Source organism: Paraburkholderia phenoliruptrix, assembly GCF_902859825.1.
Lineage (GTDB): Bacteria > Pseudomonadota > Gammaproteobacteria > Burkholderiales > Burkholderiaceae > Paraburkholderia > Paraburkholderia phenoliruptrix.
Map to the genome: position 1 here is coordinate 71,710 of NZ_CADIKB010000025.1, position 16,331 is coordinate 88,040.

Consider the following 16,331-nt stretch of genomic DNA (forward strand, 5'->3'; position numbering starts at 1 on the left):
TTATTCAAACTGTTGCGCGGTGCGTAAAGCGAGATTAAATTGTTACTTGATGATTTTTTGGAACTAACATGCGCAAGTTCAAGATTCCCAACATGAGTGCGCTGCTCGCTTTCGAAGCCGCCGCGCGGCACGAAAGCTTCACTCATGCGGCCAAAGAGCTGTTTCTGACGGAGAGCGCCATTTCGCGGCAGATCGCGACGCTTGAGTCAAATCTGGGCGTGCGTCTTTTTGTTCGCTCGAAACAGCGCGTGATGCTGACTCGCGCGGGCCGTCTGTACGGCACGCAGGTGCGCCGCGCGCTCGAAAATCTGGATCGCGACACGCTGTCCATCATCGCGCACGGCAGCGGCGGCGGCTATCTCGAACTCGCCGTGCTGCCCACCTTCGCATCGCAATGGTTGATTCCGCGAATGAAGGACTTCAACGACCGCAACCCGGATGTCCGGATCAACATGGGCATTCGCACGGACCTGTTCTCGTTCGAGGAATCGCATTTTGAAGCCGCCATTCACTATGGCAAACCGACGTGGCCAGGCACGTCTTCCGACTATCTGTTCGGCGAGGAAGTGGTGCCCGTGTGCTCGCCGTCGCTGCTTGAAAGGCGTATCAGAAAGCCGCACGAACTGCTGAAATACCCGCTGCTTCATTCGACGACGCGCCCCGACGCCTGGTCGCGCTGGTTCTCGAATGTCGGCGTGGAAGACAACGCGACCATGCAGGGCGTGCGCTACGAACTGCATTCCATGCTGATCAGCGCCGCCGCGGCAGGACTCGGCATTGCGCTCGTGCCCAAATTTTTCGTCGACGAACAACTCGCGCAGCTGGGTCTCGTGATTCCGTTCGCCGCCCCCGCTGCCCCTGCCGCCGCCACCGTCGAGGAATCCGCCTACTACCTCGTCTATCCCACAGAGCTGAGCCACGGCAAACCACTGGAACTGTTCAGGTCATGGTTGCTGGACGAAGCCGCCGCGTATAACGCACGCACTCACTGATCGGCGCAAGGCCGATGCAGGCGCAAGCGTTCGGCGCGAGGCCTGACCCCGCGCCCGCGCAAGCCCTGCCGAAGCGGCACACCGCCGCGCCGTCTGCGGGGCGCGGCTTCATTTAAGCGGGCCTGCGCTCAGCAGTTGCCCTTCTTCGCCTGTCCTGGCGGACAGAAGCCGTTGCCCGGTCCGCCCTGAGGGTGGCCTTGCGGCACGACCACGACACCCGGCGCATCCGGCACATACAGCGCACAGCCGCTCAACAGCACGGCACCCGTAGCAAGCAGACAAACAATCTTTTTCATGAGGTTCCCCGAGGAAGGGCTTGCGCCCTTCCGTCATCACGTAATGGTTGATTAGAAACTGAAGTTGACGCCGGTTTGATCGGTAGTCGAGACATTGACCGCCGACTGCCGGGTCGCCCCGCTCGCGCTGACGGCCTGCGCCGTGTACTGACCCGCCACGCTTGCGACAGGCGTCAGCGAAACCGGCAGCGTACCCGAATACGTACCCACGAGCGGCGCGGCAGCCGGCAGGCTCAGCGAATAGGCGCCGGTATCCAGATTGGCGTTGGAGCTCGTGATTTCATAGTTGACGCCGCTCACGGTTTGCAACGCCCGCAAGATGGCCTGCGCGCTCACCGGCACAACCGTGCCGCTCGCAACGTGCATGGTGGATGCCGGCAGCGCGATCGGTGCGGCCGAGGTCGACACCACGGTCGATGCGTTCACAACGACCGGGACCGAGCGCACCACGCCCGTTGCGACATTGTTCTGCACGATGACCACGTCATAGTTGCCGCTGGTCGAGCTTTGCTCGAGCGGCGTCAGGACGAAATGGCCGCTGCTGTCCGCCACGGTACCCTTGATGATGTTGCCGTTCTGCTCGGCAAAAACCGCAGCCCCCGCTTCCGCCGGCGCGACGTAGCCCGAAATCGTGCCGCTGACCACCGTGGGCGTCGCCGTCACCACCGGCTTCAGACTGTACGAGCCGTTGCCCTTTTGCACGATCGACTTGCAGGCGTTGAAGTCGAGCACGAGATCGACGAGCGTATTGGCCTGCACCGTGAAAGGCCGGATGATCTTATAGCCGCTTTGCGCGGCGCTGGGCGTGTCGAGCGCCTGCTCGCTGCCGCCCGTGGGAACGACCGAATTCGCCAGCGAATTGCCCTGATTCTGCGCGAGCACCAGCCGAACCTGCTGATACTGGCCAGCTGGCAAGGCCGTCTGCCCGAGGTCGGCGAGCACGCCGTTGGTGAGCGAAAGCAGGTCGATTCGTTGCGGCGTCGTCAATGCGATGTCGCTCCAGCCGCTGTCGCCGTCGCCTGCCTGCGCGTTCATGTTCACGCGCACCTTGTTCACGGTGACGTACACGTGATCGAAACCGCACGCCGGAGCGTCGGTCATCTGCACGCGGAGCGTGCCGGTCGGCGTGCTGCCGCCGTCCCCGCCGCCGCCTCCACATGCGGCAAGAGCGAGTGGCAATGCGAGCGCGCACGTGAGCGTTTTAAACAGGGTTTTCATGGGGATTCCTCCATCCTCGTTGTTGTGCGCTGAAGGATATGGAATTTCGCTGTAAGCAGAACTCGCAATTTGAAACCGCTCGTAACTAGAGTGATTTAACATTCTTTATCATGACGGGAGAGACTCGGACTCCCGATTTGCATATGATGCTGGGTGAATAGGCTCAAAAGAAGCGTTCACGGCTTTCGCGGCCCGGCCAATAATCAACCTGATTGGTTATTTGCCGCATTTGGACTAAGGTTTAGTAGCTCTTCGTTACAAAACAAGAATGAACGTTGCGAGGTGGGGCATGCTCACGTTAATCGACCAGGAGATCGCGCATCTCGCGCGAGTCATGAGCGCATCAATGGCGGGCGATCTTGCGGGGCCCATTCTGCCGGCCGCCTACTGGCGGGAGCGGCTTCATCAACTGCTCGATTCGCAGCACCTCACGAATGCGCAATTGCGTTCTATCGACGTACTTCTGCGACGACTGGATGAACTCGAAGCGCAAGCCGCGAATAGCGCCGGCAGCGCTCACCGCGTTGCAATCGGCGCGAGCTAACGAGCCGCAATACGGCACAATGAGAATAACTTCAGCCGCCAGTTTCACAGGAGCCCCGCAATGAACAAGTCCCGTCTATTGCTCGCGTCCGTCATGGCCGCCGCTATGCTGGCATCGTCGCTGGCATCGTCATTCGCATTCGCCCAGCCGCCGCATGACAACCCCGGTCACGACGGAGACCATGGGCACGGGCCAGGACCCGGTCACGCCGATCACGATAAAGGACCGAATGGCCACGGGCACAAATCAATGCCGCCCGGGCATGGTCCCGACGGTCCCGGCCATTCCGCGAACGCGCCGGGACATTGGCGCAAGGGCGAGCGCCTGCCGCCCGAATACCGCGACCGTCAATATGTCATTGACGACTGGCGCGCGTACCGGCTCGCTCCACCGCCGCGCGGTTATTCGTGGGTCGGTATCGGCGGCGACTATCTGATGGTGCAACTATCCACGGGCGTGATTCTGCGCGTCGGACCGTAAGCGCCACGACATCCGGCCGCCTCGCGCGGCCGTCCACCTTCGGTCCTCCTTCCCGGCGCAAGGGCAGCCCCGACGCCAAGGCCATCCATGCAGCATAGCGGCCGCCCTTCGCCCAACCCTGCCTGACTGTTAAAGAATCATCGGCATGCCGCCGTTATATCCGTTACGCATAGCGAGCGGCCGGTGGAGCTTGCGCGGCCGCGCGAACCTGTCCCGCGCGTTCACGCCTCGCTTCGATCGACGCGATGGGAGTCGCGGCCGCGCCCGTTTTCACCATGCCCTTTATGAGCCGCACGACGCCTGGATAAAAGGCGCAACGGCACCAGCGCAAGGATTAATTTCGAAAGACAACACCGGCAGCAAGCCGTCATACTCTGTCTCTCCTAGGGCGAAACCTTCCGACAGCGGAATCGGAAGTTTCGCCGCACACCCGATCGATGCATGACCGCCGTCGCTGGACGGCCATTTCCGCGCTGCGCCGCACGCGGATCATGTGGAGCGTACTTGTTAAATGAGTTCTACCCCTGTCGTTCCGTTCGCCCACGACAAGCCCGGATCCGGCTCATTCGTGGGCAGCGCGCCGGCGTTTCGCCAACTGGTCCGGATGATCGATCGAGTCGCGCCGACCGATCATCCGCTGCTTATTTTCGGACCGACCGGCTCCGGCAAGGAGCTGGTGGCGCGCCGTGTACACGCGCACAGCCAGCGCCAGGATCAACCTTTTGTCGACGTCAATTGCGGCGCGATTCCCGAACATCTCGTCGAAGCTGAACTTTTCGGGCACGTGAAAGGCGCCTTCACCGGCGCTGCCGAAAACCGCCAAGGGCTTTTTCAGCAGGTCGGCAAAGGCACGCTGCTGCTCGACGAAATCGGCGAATTGCCGCTCGCGCTGCAGCCGAAGCTGCTGCGCGTACTCGAGACGCGAACCTTCCGCCCGCTTGGATCGACGACCAGTCTGCACTTTGCAGGTCGCGTCGTAGCCGCGACCCATCGCGACCTGCGCGAGCTTGCACGCGAGGGCCTCTTTCGCGAGGACCTGTTCTACCGCCTCGCGGTGTTCGTGCTCGCCGTGCCGGGACTCGAGCAGCGGGTCGAGGACATTCCCGCGCTCGTCAACCACTTCGCCTCGCAGCATGCGCGCCGCCTCGAGTTTTCGCCGCCTGCGCTTCGGCGTCTTGCGCAGCACCCGTGGCCGGGCCATATCCGGCAATTGCGCAATCTGATCAGCCAGCTGAGCGTGCTCGCCGAAAACACGCACATCGACGTGGACACGCTCGAGCCGTTTCTCGCTAACGAGGCGAGCGGGCCGGTCTCGCGAGCGAGCCTTGCGGACATGCTGCTGCAACTGGAAGGCCGCGACAAGCTGAGCGCAGCCGAAGACCTCCTGATCGACCGCGCGCTCGAACGCACGAGCGGCAACAAGAGCGCGGCGGCCGCGCTGCTCGGCGTGGGTCGCAAGACCATCGAACGGCGCCTCAAGTCGCGCGAGGAACATCACCGGGAAGCGCACAAGTGCCTTGAACATGCGAGGGCGCTGATCGAGGAATCGAAGTTCGCCGAAGCTATTCCGCAACTGCGCCGCTGCCTCGACGTGCTGCAAACCCCCAACGAGCAGGACGCGGTACGCCGGCTGCAGTTCGACGCCTATCGCCTGCTCGGCATGAGCTTGCGCAGCGTGCACGGCTGGCTCTATGCGGAGGCCACGGCGTGCTACGCCGCGGCCCTCGCGATTGGCGAAGGCGTGTGCGCGCCCTCAGAAATCGCCGCGATCCAGTTCGGCATCTGGACCACGCAGTTGACCACGCTGCAACTGAAGCAGGCGCGCGCGACCGCGCAGAACATGCTGGAGCGCGCGCAGAACGGCGGCGATCGCGTGTCGCTCGACGAAGCGCATGTGGCGATGACCAACACGCTGTTCTGGCTCGGCGACAGCGAGGAAGCGCTGGCCTGTCTCGCGCGCGGCAATCTGCTCGGGGTGGGGTGCAACGACATCCGCACCGGCTCGCAAGGCATTGACCTGGCGAGCCTCGCGCTCACGTTCGAAGGACTCGCGGCGTATCAGATCGGCGCCTTCGCCCAGGCCCGCCGCGCGATGGAGATGCTGATTCTGCGCGCATCCGAGCCGGGCGTGCATGCGCTCGCACATGTCGTTAATCTGCAGGGCGCCGCGTGGCTCGCCGCACTCTTCGACGACGTCGACCGGCTCGGGCGCCTGTCGAGCGAACTTGAATCGGTGTCCATTGCGTATGGCTTCGCGTTTTATCGAGGAGTCGGCCAGGTATTGCGCGCCTGTCATCTCAGCGCGATCGGTCAATCCGACGAAGCAGAAACTGTCATGCTCGACGGCTACGATAACCATGTGGTGTGCAACGGCGGCGCGCTGTTCTATTCGTTCAAGGCGTGGCAGCACGGGGAATTGCTGTTGCGCGCCGGACGTGCGAAGGAATGCGAAGCACTGCTCGCGACCGCGATCGACGAAACGCTGGCGCGTCAGGAACGCGTCTACCTCGGCAAGCTGCTCGTCACCCGCGCTCGCGCGCAGTGGGCGCACGGCGACGTCAACGCGGCGGAACTGGGGCTGCGCACCGCGCTGTCGACAGCGCTTGCGTTCGGCGCAGTACCCGCGCGCGTGGACGCCGCGCGCTACCTCGCGGACCTCTTGCGTTCCACTCGCCGTGTCGCGGAAGCGATCGAGACGCTTGAGCGCGGCTTGCGCTCGTTGCCCGTGGATGCAACGCCGCGCGTCGCGCGTGCGGCAAAACTGCTTGCCGAACTTCAGCAGCAGACTTCTTTCGACAACTACACTAAAGGAATCGTAAATGGCATTTGACCTACGCCGGGAAGATCTGGAACCGCTGCTGCTGGGCGCGGCTTTTTTTGGCAGCGGCGGCGGCGGCACGATCGAATCCGCCCGGCATCTGGCCGCGCATTTCGTTGCCGGCGACTACTATCCGACCGACACGGTGAAGGTGGTGTCGGTTGAAGAAGCCACCGAAGGCGCCGCCGTCATGGTCGCCTATCTCGGCGCGCCCGAAGCGATCAATTCGGCGACCTACCCGCTCGGCCCGGTCACCGCCGTGCAAAACGTGAAGACACGGCTCGACGGACAATCCCCAAAACTCGCTTACGTGATGCCGCCGGAAAGCGGCGCGCTCGGCTTCACGGTGGCGGCGCTGGTGGCGGCAAAACTCGGCCTCGCGGTGATCGACGCCGACGGCGCCGGCCGCGCGGTGCCTTCCCTGCCGATGCTCACGTTCGCCGCCGCGGAAATCGACCCGCGGCCGGCGTTCCTCGTGAGTCAGGGCGGCCTGTGCGTGGAACTCGACGTGACGCCGCGTCAGGGCAAGCTCGGCGCACCGACTCATCAACGCGACGTGTCGGCGATCGTCGAGCAGATGATGCGCCCGGTCGTGGCCGACCCGGAATTCGGTCAATTCGGCGGCCTTGCCATGTGGGTCATGAAGCCGGCCGATATCCGCCGCGCCACGCCGATTCGCGGCACGCTGACGCGCGCGCTCGAACTCGGGCGTGTGTTGCAGGCGGGAGGAATAAGCAGCGCCCGGCAGATGGTCGACTATCTCGTCGAACGCTGCGGGCTCGCAGCGCGGGCGGTGTCGGAGCCGGGCCAGCTGGTGTCGGCGGAAGTGGATACTAGCGGTGGCTTCGACGTCGGCAAGATTCGCATTCAGGCGCAAGAGCGCACCTATACCGTCATGTACCAGAACGAGTCGCTGCTCGTATGGGACAGCGCGTGTGCGCAGCCGATCGTGCTCGCGCCCGATAGCGTGGCGTACTACGTCGGCGGCGAAGGCCAGTCGGTGTTCAGCAACGGCGACCTCGTGAACGCCGACGGCTCGCTGAATCCGGCCATCGGCAAGCGCCCGGTCACGCTGATCGCCTGGCGCGCCGAAGCGGAACTACGCAAGCCCGGTCTGATTCTCGACAGCTTCATGCAGTTACTGAACTCCCTCAATTATCTCGGCCCGTATATGCCGCTGGCCTCGAAAGGAGACGCCTCTTGAATTCGCCAATCCGAATCTGCGTGCTGGTGCCGGTCGCCACGTCGCAGTACAACGAGCGCATCATGAAAGCCATTGCACCGGTGGTGCCGCCGGACGTGCAGGTCGAGATTCGCAACATCACCCAAGGGCACCCCGACATCGAGAATCGCACGAACTGGCTGCAAAACGGCATGCCGGTGGTCGAACTCGCGCAGGCGATCGCCAACGACGGCTTCGACGGCATATGGCTGACCGACTTCGATATGTGCGGCGTGGAAGCGGCGCGCGAAGTGATCGACATTCCGATCATCGGCGGATTTCCGGCTGCGGCGTTTTCGGCGCTCGCGCTCAGCCAGCGTTTTTCGATCATCACGATCCTGCCGAGCACGCTCGCGATGCAGCGCGGCCATCCGCAAACTTACGGCATTCAGGACACGTTTGCGTCGATCCGCGCGATCAACTGCCCGGTCGCGCAGCTCGATGACATGGAGGTCGTGATCATCCGCACCTTCGACGCAGCGCTGAAGGCGATCAAGGAGGACGGCGCACAGTCCATCCTGCTCGGCTGCACGGGTTTCGTGGATGTCGCGAGCCGCGTCTCCAGGATGCTCAGCGACGAAATGGGCGGTTACGTGCCGGTGATCGATCCGAACCAGGCCGGCTTTAGCTTCCTGGTGTCGCTGGTGCGCATGCAGGTGCGGCCGAGCCGGCTGACGTACAGCAAGGTCAGCCTGCAGTCGTAAGTCTCCCCATCTGCCTGTCCCCGTCCGTCCGGCGCGGCGCGCAATGGCTGCGCCGCGCCGGGCCTTCCGCCCTGGCCATTCGCGCCCAGGGGCTTCCCGACCGCGTTGTTTCCGCGTTGTTTCCGCGCTGTTCTGCACTCTTGTGCGTTGTTTTGCGCGGCGCCCTGCTGTCCGGATCGGACGAAATCGCCCCTCTACGCGCCGTGCATGCCGACCTGGACGAAAACGTCCACATTTCACCCCCATCCTGGACGAGATTGACCATTTGCGCCCACGCGTGTCCACGGGTGTGCCCGCGCACACGCGATCTCAACATATGGCACGGTCGTTGCTCTTAAGAAGACCCGCGGCGTTGAGTTCGCGCGCTGCGACCGAATCTGTCCGAAATGCCGGGGGCCTGAGAGACCAAACAACGATCGTGCGCCGCACCGTTTTCGAAGCATCGGCGTCTGCCTGAATCGACGCCGCCGATCGAACGATCGCCGTTCATGAGCGCGATGCTTCGATTAGTTATACGAACGAAATGCGAAAGCGCCGATCAAGCCGGCGACGAGATGTTGCCGGCAGCAGACTGAGAGAGGGCTGTGCTGTAGCAGTGACAGTGTCGGAACGTCGCGAGGAAAGGCTTCCACAGAGAAGCGGCTCGCGGCGCGAGGCACTGAATGGCGGAAAATCTTTTGGCTATGTACCAGACGATCCGCTACGGGGTAGGTCTGGCCGCCGTTGCGTGCCCTTGCCGGGGCGGCAACGGCGGCTCGTCCGTTGTAGTGAGGCGCAAAAGAACAAGCTGCATGACCAGTTCTACGCGGCGTCAGATAGTGAGCGACGCTGCGAGCAGACCAGACTGGCCACCTACGGGGGTTCAATGATGCATCGCCACATTCTCGAAAGCGAGCTCGTTCATCTCGAGCGCGTCATCGCATCGGCATCGCAAAAGCCTTTTCCGCCAACCTATTGGCGCGACCGCGTCGAACATCTGAAAACCTCGCCGCAAGCGACCATGTACCTCAATCGCATTGCCCGGCTGTCGCGCCTCGTCGCCGAACTGGACGAGTGACGCCGCGGTCGCTACGCGCGTGGCGTAGTTAGCCCGACGTGGTCAGCGTGTCCCAGCACGCGTGTCGGGCGCCTTGCCGGTGGCGAGCAGCACGATCGTCGCGATGCAGAACACTGCCCCAGCATGGAAAGTGGTGGCGGCGCCCAGCTTGTCCCATAGCTCGCCGGCAATCACGCTCGAGAGCAGCGTGACGACGCCGCTCAGCAGGTTGAAAAACCCGAATGCCGTGCCGCGCAGTTGCGCCGGCGCGGTGTGCGAGACCATGGTCGCAAGCAGACCCTGCGTCATTCCCATGTGCAAGCCCCACAATGCGACGCCCAGCAACACGACGCTCCAGTGGCTGCCCCGCGCAAGCACGAGGTCCGCGGCAATCAGCACGACAAGCCCTGCGATCAGCAGCCTGGTGTGGTTCATCGTGTCAGCGAGCTTGCCGAACGGATACGCCGACAACGTATACACGACATTCATCGCCACCATGACGAGCGGCACGAGCGCGACGGGCACACCGCTTCCCATCGCGCGCAACACCAGGAATGCCTCGCTGAAGCGCGCGAGCGCGAACACGCCGCCAATTGCCACGACCCACCAGTAGCTCGCACCGAGCTTCTTCAGGTTCTCGAGCCGGATCGGATTGACGCGCTTGGTGCCCGGCTCGCGCGCCGGTTCGTGGACGCCGACCGTCAACAGCGCGACGGCCAGCAAGCCCGGTATGACGGCGAGCCAGAACGCCAGCCGGAAGTTGTCCGCCCACACCGACATGATGATGACCGCGAAAAGCGGCCCCAGCACGGCGCCCACCGTATCGAGCGACTGACGCAAGCCGAATGCGGCGCCCCTCAGATGCACGGGCGTGACGTCCGCAACGAGCGCGTCGCGCGGCGCGCCGCGGATTCCCTTGCCCACTCTGTCGATCACCCGTGCGCTCACCACCACGCCGACCGTCGGCGCAATCGCGAAGAGCGGCTTGCTCAGCGCGCCGAGCGCATAGCCGGCCACGGCCAGCCACTTCCTGTTACCGAGATAATCGCTGAGCGCGCCGGAAAACACCTTGACGATCGGCGCGGTCGCTTCGGCGATGCCTTCAATCAGACCGATGGTCGCCGCGCTCGCGCCGAGGCTGACCATCAGGAACATCGGCAAGAGGCTGTGGATGATCTCCGACGAGACGTCCATGAAGAGGCTCACACAACCGAGTATCCAGACGCTGCGCGGAATACTTTCGAGCACGTTGATGCGGGATCGGACTCGCACGGGTGGGCGCAATCAGAACAGAAAAATGAACGGAAGACCGAGGCCACTCACTCCTGGCACTGCACGTCCTTCCTCGGCACGACGATCAGCACGGGGTAGGTGCCATGGTCGAGCTCGACGCGCGCCACCACCTCGGTCAACGTGCTGTCGATCTGATCGTACACGCTGACCTGTTCACGCCTGAGCGTTGTGATGCCGGTACACGCGGACGCGCGGCCTTCGTCGGAAATCCGGCATCGGATCGGATTGTCGGCCAGATAGCGATATTGGTCCCGCTCAGGTGTCGCGAGGTATTCGCGAACGCTTTGTTCGGAGCCGCCCACGCCGGTCACCTTGCCGATCGCACATTGCAGTGCGCCGGTGTCGCCGCTGGCGGAGGTTTGAGCGTGAGCGGCCGTGCTCGCCGCGAAGGCTGCGGCAAGGGTCAATGCAGCGGCCAATGCAAGGGTCAATGCTGGGGGATATCTCATCGCGCACGTCACGTTTGTCGGGCTGAAGTGCTGAATTGTAAAGGCACCTCGCCCGACCGGCTCGCCCGCGAGCCGCGCGGCATGTCAATGGAGAATGTCCTGCACGCGGTAATAGGCGCCGACGAGCGGCAGCATCCAGCGGCGCGCGGCATGTGCCGGCACCGGCGGCCAGGGCAGCGCGCGCCACGGGTTGGCGTCGGCGGAACCATACATGACGTCTGCCATCACGCGCCCCATATGCGTGGACATCTGCACGCCATGACCGCTGTAGCCCATTGAGTAGTAAAGCCCGTCATGCTGCCCGGCACGCGGAAGGCGGTCCACGGTGATGTCGACAAGGCCGCCCCAGCAATAGTCGATTCTCGTCGCCCCCAGCTCGGGAAAGTACTTCGCGAGATTGGCCTGCAGCACCTGCCCGCTCTTCGCGTCCGAGCGCGGATCGGACATCGCGAACCGGGCTCGCCCGCCCCACAGCAGCCGGTTATCCGGCGTCACGCGAAAGTAGTTGCCGATATTGAGCGACGTCACATAATTGCGCCGATGCGGAAAAAGCGCGTCGAGCTGCCCCTTCGATAGCGGCTCCGTCACGACGATGAAGCTGCCGACCGGCGCCATCCGTTGCTGGAACCATTGCAGCGGCCCTTGCCGCGACGGGCCCGTCGCCACCAGCACTTTGTCCGCCCGAACAACGCCGCGCGCCGACGTGATCTCGTAGCGGCCGCCGTCCATACGCTTGATTTGCGTCACGGCCGCGTTCGGGAAGATGCGCGCGCCGTGACGCGCGGCGCCCTGCGCGAGCCCCACGCCGAACTTGCCCATGTGCATTTGCGCGCCGTTGCGCTGCAGCAGCCCGCCATAGAAACCATCGGAGCCGACTTCGCTGCGCACGCGGGCCGGCTCGATCAGTTCGATGTCCTGATCGACTTCGCGATACAGTACGTCATAGGTCCGCGCGAGCTTGTCGAAGTGCTTCTGCTTTGCCGCAAGTTTCAGCTTGCCGCAACGCATGAAATCACAGTCGATCTTATGCTGCGTCACGACCGATTCCACCGTCCGCACCGCGCTTTCATACGCGCGGTAAAACGCGCGAGCCTGTTCGAGCCCGACGCTCGCCGCGAGCGAAGCAAAGTCTTGCGCCACACCGGTGTTGCACTGCCCGCCGTTTCTGCCCGACGCCTGAGCCGCAATGCGGCCCGCCTCCAGCACGGTGACCGACACGCCGCGCGTTGCAAGCTCCAGCGCGGCGGACAAGCCGGTAAAACCGCCGCCGATCACGACGACATCACTGTGCCCCTCCACTGGTCCTTGCGCGCCGTCCTTGAATTCCGGGGCCGTGTCCAGCCAGTACGAATCTAGCTTCATTGATTTTTCGATTGATTGCCACGACGAAGACCGGCCTCGCCGCGAAGTTCTCGCGACGAGCCGGTCACCGGAACGCTCGACGGCGGACAGCTTACGTCAGGCGGACCACCACGCATACTCGGCAAACGAAAAGCCCATCATCGCGCCGGTCGGAATCGAGCCGAGGCCTTTCAGGCGCTTGTCGTTCGCATCGAGCAGGCTGATGAACGCGGGAATGCCGATGCCGCCCTCGTCGGCGACGAGCGCCTGCATTTCGCCGTACATCTGCTTGCGCTTCGCGTCGTCGGTCTCCGCACGTGCGCTGACGAGCAGCTGATCAAACTTCGGGTCCTTCCACGCGGACTCATTCCACGGCGCGTCCGATTTGAAGAACTGTGTGAACAGCACATCGGCGCTCGGCCGCGGATTGATGCTGCCGAATCCCAGCGGATGCTTCATCCAGTGATTGGACCAGTAGCCGTCGGCCGGCACGCGATTCACAGTCAGGTTGACACCGATCTTCGCAGCCGTTTGCTGAATCAGCTGCGCCATTTCGATCGAGCCGTTCGCATCCGACGTCGCGTAGATCGGCGGCAATGCGCCGGTGCCGACCGCGCCGGCCTTCTGCAGATAGAACTTCGCCTTGTCGAGGTCGAACTTGCGTTGCGGCAGCGAAGCATTGAAGTACCGATGCCCCGGCGGAATCGGCTGATCGTTGCCGATCACCGCGTAGCCGAGAAAGACCGCCGAGCGGATCTGGTCGCGATCGAACATATACTTCATGCCTTTCACGAAATCCGGGTTGCCCGTCAGCGTATTGTCGCGGCGCATGATCAGGTCGGTGTAGAGACCCGACTTGGTTTCCTTGACCTCGTAGCCCGGCGTTGCGGCAATGCGGCGCGTGGCACGCGGGTCGACCGAGTTGATGAGGTGCACGTCGCCCGCGAGCAGCGCGCTCACGCGCGCCGCGTTGTCGCTGATGCTGATGAGTTCGATCTGATCGAGATACGGCTGCCCCGACTTCCAGTAGTTGTCGTTGCGCACGCCGACGGTGCCCGCGCCGGGCTTGAAGCTCTTCAGCTTGTAGGGACCCGTGCCGATCGCCGAATTGAAGTTGGTCGTGCCGTCCTTGACGATGACGAGTTGCGGCGTGGCGAGAATCACCGGCAGGTCCGCGTTCGGCACCTGCAGCGTCAGCGTCACTTCGTTAGGCCCGCTCGCCGTCACGCTCGCGAACTGATCGGCGAGGGTCTTCACGCGCGATGCCGTCTGCGGATTCTTGTGACGCATCAGCGAATAGACGACGTCGGCCGGCGCAAGCGGCTTACCGTCGTGAAAGGTCACGCCCTGACGCAGCTTGATGATCCACGTCTTGGCATCCGTGCTCGACACGGATTCCGCAATGTTCATACGCGGTGTGAGGCTCTCGTCGAGCTGCGTCAGGCCGCTGTAAAACATGAAGAAGCGGATGTAATCGCCGCCGGTGGAACCTGCCGCGGGGTCGAGCGTATCCGACACCGAACCGGCGTCGTAGGCGACGCGGATACTGCCGCCCTTCTTCGGAACCTCCGCGGCAAGCGCAGCGGGCGCGGCTGTGAGAAGCCCTCCGCCGGCGACCATCATGCCGGTCCCGGCCAACATGCGCATCATGTCGCGGCGGCTGATGCCGCGGTTAATCGTATCGTCGTTCACGTCAATTGACTCCGCAGAAGTGAGTGATCCAGGCAACATGCCGTATGCGGCGAGACGATTTCCGAGGTCTCGTTAACAGCATCGTATGCCGGCAGAAAGCGCGTAAAGCGCCGACAAAAAAAGGCAGACGGCATAAACAGACTGTTCTTGCGCCGCTAACGCGACAATTTGCATGGTCGCCGGTTTCGGGCTCGCGACATGCCCCCGCGAGCCATGTCAGGCGCTCGCCGACGCTGTGTTTTCGCGCAACTGCGGATAGCGCTGCAGCACTTCCTCATACAGTTGCGCGATGACCTGCGGCCCTGGCGTCAAAGTGCCGGCCGCTTCTTTTGCGTCGAGCGCGTCGAATATCTTGTGCTTGAGGAAATGCCGCCACACCACCGGCGCACGCGCGAGAATGCCGGTCAGCACGTCGTAGCGCTCGCGCGTCCATCTCGCTTCGTATGCGTTGCGCTCGGCGCCGTAGTCGAAGTGAGTGGCGGGCTTCTGCCGCGCCGCTTCTCTCGCGGCGTCGCGCAGACGCGCGGTCGAGTCCATATCGACGGCGCCGTCGGTCAGCACTACGCTGTACAGCTCGCGCGCCTCCTCGACGGACAGGTAGCCGCGCCGCACATCTTCCAGCACCTTCTGTGTATCCCGTTCGTAAGGATGCCCATAGCCGCCGCCGCCGCATCCCTCGAGGCGGATTACGTCGCCGGGACCGCAGATCACGAGATCCGTCACGCCGAGATTTTCTTCGCTCTCTGTGCCGGGATTGCGGGTAAACCGCGATACCGCACCCGCTGTCCCGCCCAACACGCCCCACGAAGCAAAGCGCGAGCGGTCGCGATTGCGCGCCGTCACAAGCGTGCCCGGCGACGACACGCGAAACTCCATCACCGTGCCGAGGCCGCCGCGATATTTGCCCGCGCCCGCGCTGCCCGGCACCACGCCATAGCGTGTAATGCGGATCGGCACTTCGGCTTCGTTGATCTCGACCGGCGTGTTGCGCAGGAATGCCACGTTCGCGCCCGAAGCGTCCGAGCCGTCGGCCGACGCCATGCCGCCCGCGCCGCCACCCACGGGTCCGATCGACGCGATCACCGTGCGGCCGTTACGGTCCACCGTCTTCACGTTGAGGATCGACATGCCGCCAGCCGGACACGCCGGCAAACGCTCGGGGCAAACCATGGAGAACGCACCGAACGTCACATACTGCGCGACCTTCGCGGTCAGGCTGCGCATGCCGACCGCGGCCGGCGGCACGCAGTTCATGATCGTGCCTTCGGGCAGGATGCAGCGCGCCACTTTCAGCATGCCCGCATTGAGCAGCAGATCGGGATTGAGCGAATACAGCACATAGTTCAGGCCGACGAGTGCAAGCACATGCCGCTCCTTGCCGCCCGTCGGCATATTCAACGACGAATTCAACTGCGGGTCGCTGCCGGTGAAGTCGAATACGAGCGAGTCGTCCTTCACAGTCAGCGTCAGCGCGACGCGCAGCGGCTTGCCGTTGACGGAATCCTCGTCGGCGTACTCCGCAAAGAAGTATTCGCCGTTCGGCATGCTCCGCACGATCGTGCGCGCCTGCTCTTCCGAATAGTCGAGCAATGCGTCCATGCCCGCGCGAAACTGCTCGATGCCGAAGCGTTCGATGATTTCGAGCACGCGCCGCTCGCCGGTCATCAACATGGCGATTTGCGCTTTCAAGTCACCGCGATTCTGTTCGGCCGCGCGCACGTTGAGCGCCATGTGCTCGAGCAGCGTTTCGTCGAGCACGCCCGCGCGGACAATCTTCGTCGGCGCGAAACGAATGCCTTCCTGATAGATCTCGGTGAGCGTGCGCGACAGCGAAGCCGGCACCGCGCCGCCCATGTCGGTGTTATGAATATGCCCGCCGACATAGCAGACGACTTCGCCCTCATAAAACACCGGCTTCCACATCATCACGTCAGGCGTGTGTGTCGCCACATAGCCGCTATAGGCGTCGTTCGTCATGCAGATGTCGCCGGGCTCGTAGTGATCGATCATGTCGATCACCGCGCCGAAATCGAGGCCCGGATACCACGTGGCGCCGAGCGTTTTCGGCGACGCGAAGGTCAGACCACGGGGGTTCATCAGCGTGCAGGAGAAGTCTTCGGTTTCTTTCACGAAGGCGGAATGCGCAGTGCGCACGAGCGTGTACGCCATGCTTTCCGCGGCGGCGACGCAATAGTTCGCGAATATCTGAAGGACGGATTTATCGAATGTCATGGTGCGTTTCCTGG

At 63.5% G+C, this 16,331-nt stretch carries 14 protein-coding genes; 7 read left to right on the forward strand and 7 right to left on the reverse strand.

Going from position 1 to position 16,331, the window contains the following annotated elements:
* Nucleotides 1–68: 68 nt before the first annotated feature.
* Nucleotides 69–992 (forward strand): LysR family transcriptional regulator, encoded by a 924-nt coding sequence (locus HV711_RS22240; protein ID WP_028361747.1) that lies wholly within the window; start codon nucleotides 69–71, stop codon nucleotides 990–992.
* A 128-nt stretch (nucleotides 993–1,120) separates the two neighbouring features.
* Here the strand turns inward: HV711_RS22240 and HV711_RS22245 are convergent, their stop codons facing one another.
* Nucleotides 1,121–1,288, reverse strand: a complete 168-nt coding sequence (locus HV711_RS22245; RefSeq protein WP_013591499.1) for a hypothetical protein — start codon at nucleotides 1,286–1,288, stop codon at nucleotides 1,121–1,123.
* Nucleotides 1,289–1,339: 51 nt separating this feature from the next.
* Nucleotides 1,340–2,506, reverse strand: a complete 1,167-nt coding sequence (locus tag HV711_RS22250) for a DUF4382 domain-containing protein (protein ID WP_035483765.1) — start codon at nucleotides 2,504–2,506, stop codon at nucleotides 1,340–1,342.
* Nucleotides 2,507–2,795: 289 nt separating this feature from the next.
* Between HV711_RS22250 and HV711_RS22255 the strand changes: the two genes are divergently transcribed.
* The 6 genes from HV711_RS22255 to HV711_RS22280 all read left to right on the forward strand — a co-directional run bounded on the left by HV711_RS22255 (nucleotide 2,796) and on the right by HV711_RS22280 (nucleotide 9,331).
* Nucleotides 2,796–3,050: a hypothetical protein gene (locus HV711_RS22255; RefSeq protein ID WP_035483766.1), complete on the forward strand. Its 255-nt coding sequence runs from the start codon at nucleotides 2,796–2,798 to the stop codon at nucleotides 3,048–3,050.
* A 60-nt stretch (nucleotides 3,051–3,110) separates the two neighbouring features.
* Entirely contained in the window at nucleotides 3,111–3,530 is a 420-nt protein-coding gene (locus tag HV711_RS22260) for an RcnB family protein (protein WP_035483768.1), read from the forward strand.
* Nucleotides 3,531–4,041: 511 nt separating this feature from the next.
* The gene (locus HV711_RS22265) at nucleotides 4,042–6,360 is read left to right on the forward strand and encodes a sigma-54-dependent transcriptional regulator (RefSeq protein WP_035483769.1); all 2,319 of its coding nucleotides are present in this window, start codon (nucleotides 4,042–4,044) and stop codon (nucleotides 6,358–6,360) included.
* The gene (locus HV711_RS22270) at nucleotides 6,350–7,552 is read left to right on the forward strand and encodes a DUF917 domain-containing protein (protein ID WP_035483770.1); all 1,203 of its coding nucleotides are present in this window, start codon (nucleotides 6,350–6,352) and stop codon (nucleotides 7,550–7,552) included. The genes HV711_RS22265 and HV711_RS22270 overlap by 11 nt, the downstream gene beginning before the upstream one ends.
* Nucleotides 7,549–8,274, forward strand: coding sequence for an aspartate/glutamate racemase family protein (locus HV711_RS22275; protein WP_014972838.1), 726 nt, complete (start codon nucleotides 7,549–7,551; stop codon nucleotides 8,272–8,274). The genes HV711_RS22270 and HV711_RS22275 overlap by 4 nt, the downstream gene beginning before the upstream one ends.
* Before the next feature lie 865 nt (nucleotides 8,275–9,139).
* Complete coding sequence (locus HV711_RS22280) at nucleotides 9,140–9,331, forward strand: hypothetical protein (protein ID WP_013591492.1); 192 nt, start codon at nucleotides 9,140–9,142, stop codon at nucleotides 9,329–9,331.
* Nucleotides 9,332–9,373: 42 nt separating this feature from the next.
* Here the strand turns inward: HV711_RS22280 and HV711_RS22285 are convergent, their stop codons facing one another.
* The 5 genes from HV711_RS22285 to HV711_RS22305 form a co-directional block, all read right to left on the reverse strand.
* Nucleotides 9,374–10,582, reverse strand: a complete 1,209-nt coding sequence (locus HV711_RS22285; RefSeq protein WP_035483771.1) for an MFS transporter — start codon at nucleotides 10,580–10,582, stop codon at nucleotides 9,374–9,376.
* A 47-nt stretch (nucleotides 10,583–10,629) separates the two neighbouring features.
* Nucleotides 10,630–11,052, reverse strand: a complete 423-nt coding sequence (locus tag HV711_RS22290; RefSeq protein WP_035483772.1) for a hypothetical protein — start codon at nucleotides 11,050–11,052, stop codon at nucleotides 10,630–10,632.
* Nucleotides 11,053–11,136: 84 nt separating this feature from the next.
* Nucleotides 11,137–12,414: an NAD(P)/FAD-dependent oxidoreductase gene (locus HV711_RS22295; protein ID WP_035483775.1), complete on the reverse strand. Its 1,278-nt coding sequence runs from the start codon at nucleotides 12,412–12,414 to the stop codon at nucleotides 11,137–11,139.
* 96 nt (nucleotides 12,415–12,510) lie between these two features.
* A complete protein-coding gene (locus tag HV711_RS22300) occupies nucleotides 12,511–14,085 on the reverse strand; it encodes an ABC transporter substrate-binding protein (RefSeq protein ID WP_013591488.1) in 1,575 nt (524 codons plus the stop codon).
* 216 nt (nucleotides 14,086–14,301) lie between these two features.
* Nucleotides 14,302–16,317, reverse strand: a complete 2,016-nt coding sequence (locus HV711_RS22305) for a hydantoinase B/oxoprolinase family protein (protein ID WP_028361740.1) — start codon at nucleotides 16,315–16,317, stop codon at nucleotides 14,302–14,304.
* Nucleotides 16,318–16,331 lie beyond the last annotated feature (14 nt).

What these genes read in the sequence shown, in the direction of transcription:
- HV711_RS22240 (WP_028361747.1), top strand. Translation starts at nt 69, where the DNA reads ATGCGCAAGTTCAAGATTCCCAACATGAGTGCGCTGCTCGCTTTCGAA.
- HV711_RS22245 (WP_013591499.1), bottom strand. Translation starts at nt 1,288, where the DNA reads ATGAAAAAGATTGTTTGTCTGCTTGCTACGGGTGCCGTGCTGTTGAGC.
- HV711_RS22250 (WP_035483765.1), bottom strand. Translation starts at nt 2,506, where the DNA reads ATGAAAACCCTGTTTAAAACGCTCACGTGCGCGCTCGCATTGCCACTC.
- HV711_RS22255 (WP_035483766.1), top strand. Translation starts at nt 2,796, where the DNA reads ATGCTCACGTTAATCGACCAGGAGATCGCGCATCTCGCGCGAGTCATG.
- HV711_RS22260 (WP_035483768.1), top strand. Translation starts at nt 3,111, where the DNA reads ATGAACAAGTCCCGTCTATTGCTCGCGTCCGTCATGGCCGCCGCTATG.
- HV711_RS22265 (WP_035483769.1), top strand. Translation starts at nt 4,042, where the DNA reads ATGAGTTCTACCCCTGTCGTTCCGTTCGCCCACGACAAGCCCGGATCC.
- HV711_RS22270 (WP_035483770.1), top strand. Translation starts at nt 6,350, where the DNA reads ATGGCATTTGACCTACGCCGGGAAGATCTGGAACCGCTGCTGCTGGGC.
- HV711_RS22280 (WP_013591492.1), top strand. Translation starts at nt 9,140, where the DNA reads ATGATGCATCGCCACATTCTCGAAAGCGAGCTCGTTCATCTCGAGCGC.
- HV711_RS22290 (WP_035483772.1), bottom strand. Translation starts at nt 11,052, where the DNA reads ATGAGATATCCCCCAGCATTGACCCTTGCATTGGCCGCTGCATTGACC.
- HV711_RS22295 (WP_035483775.1), bottom strand. Translation starts at nt 12,414, where the DNA reads ATGAAGCTAGATTCGTACTGGCTGGACACGGCCCCGGAATTCAAGGAC.
- HV711_RS22305 (WP_028361740.1), bottom strand. Translation starts at nt 16,317, where the DNA reads ATGACATTCGATAAATCCGTCCTTCAGATATTCGCGAACTATTGCGTC.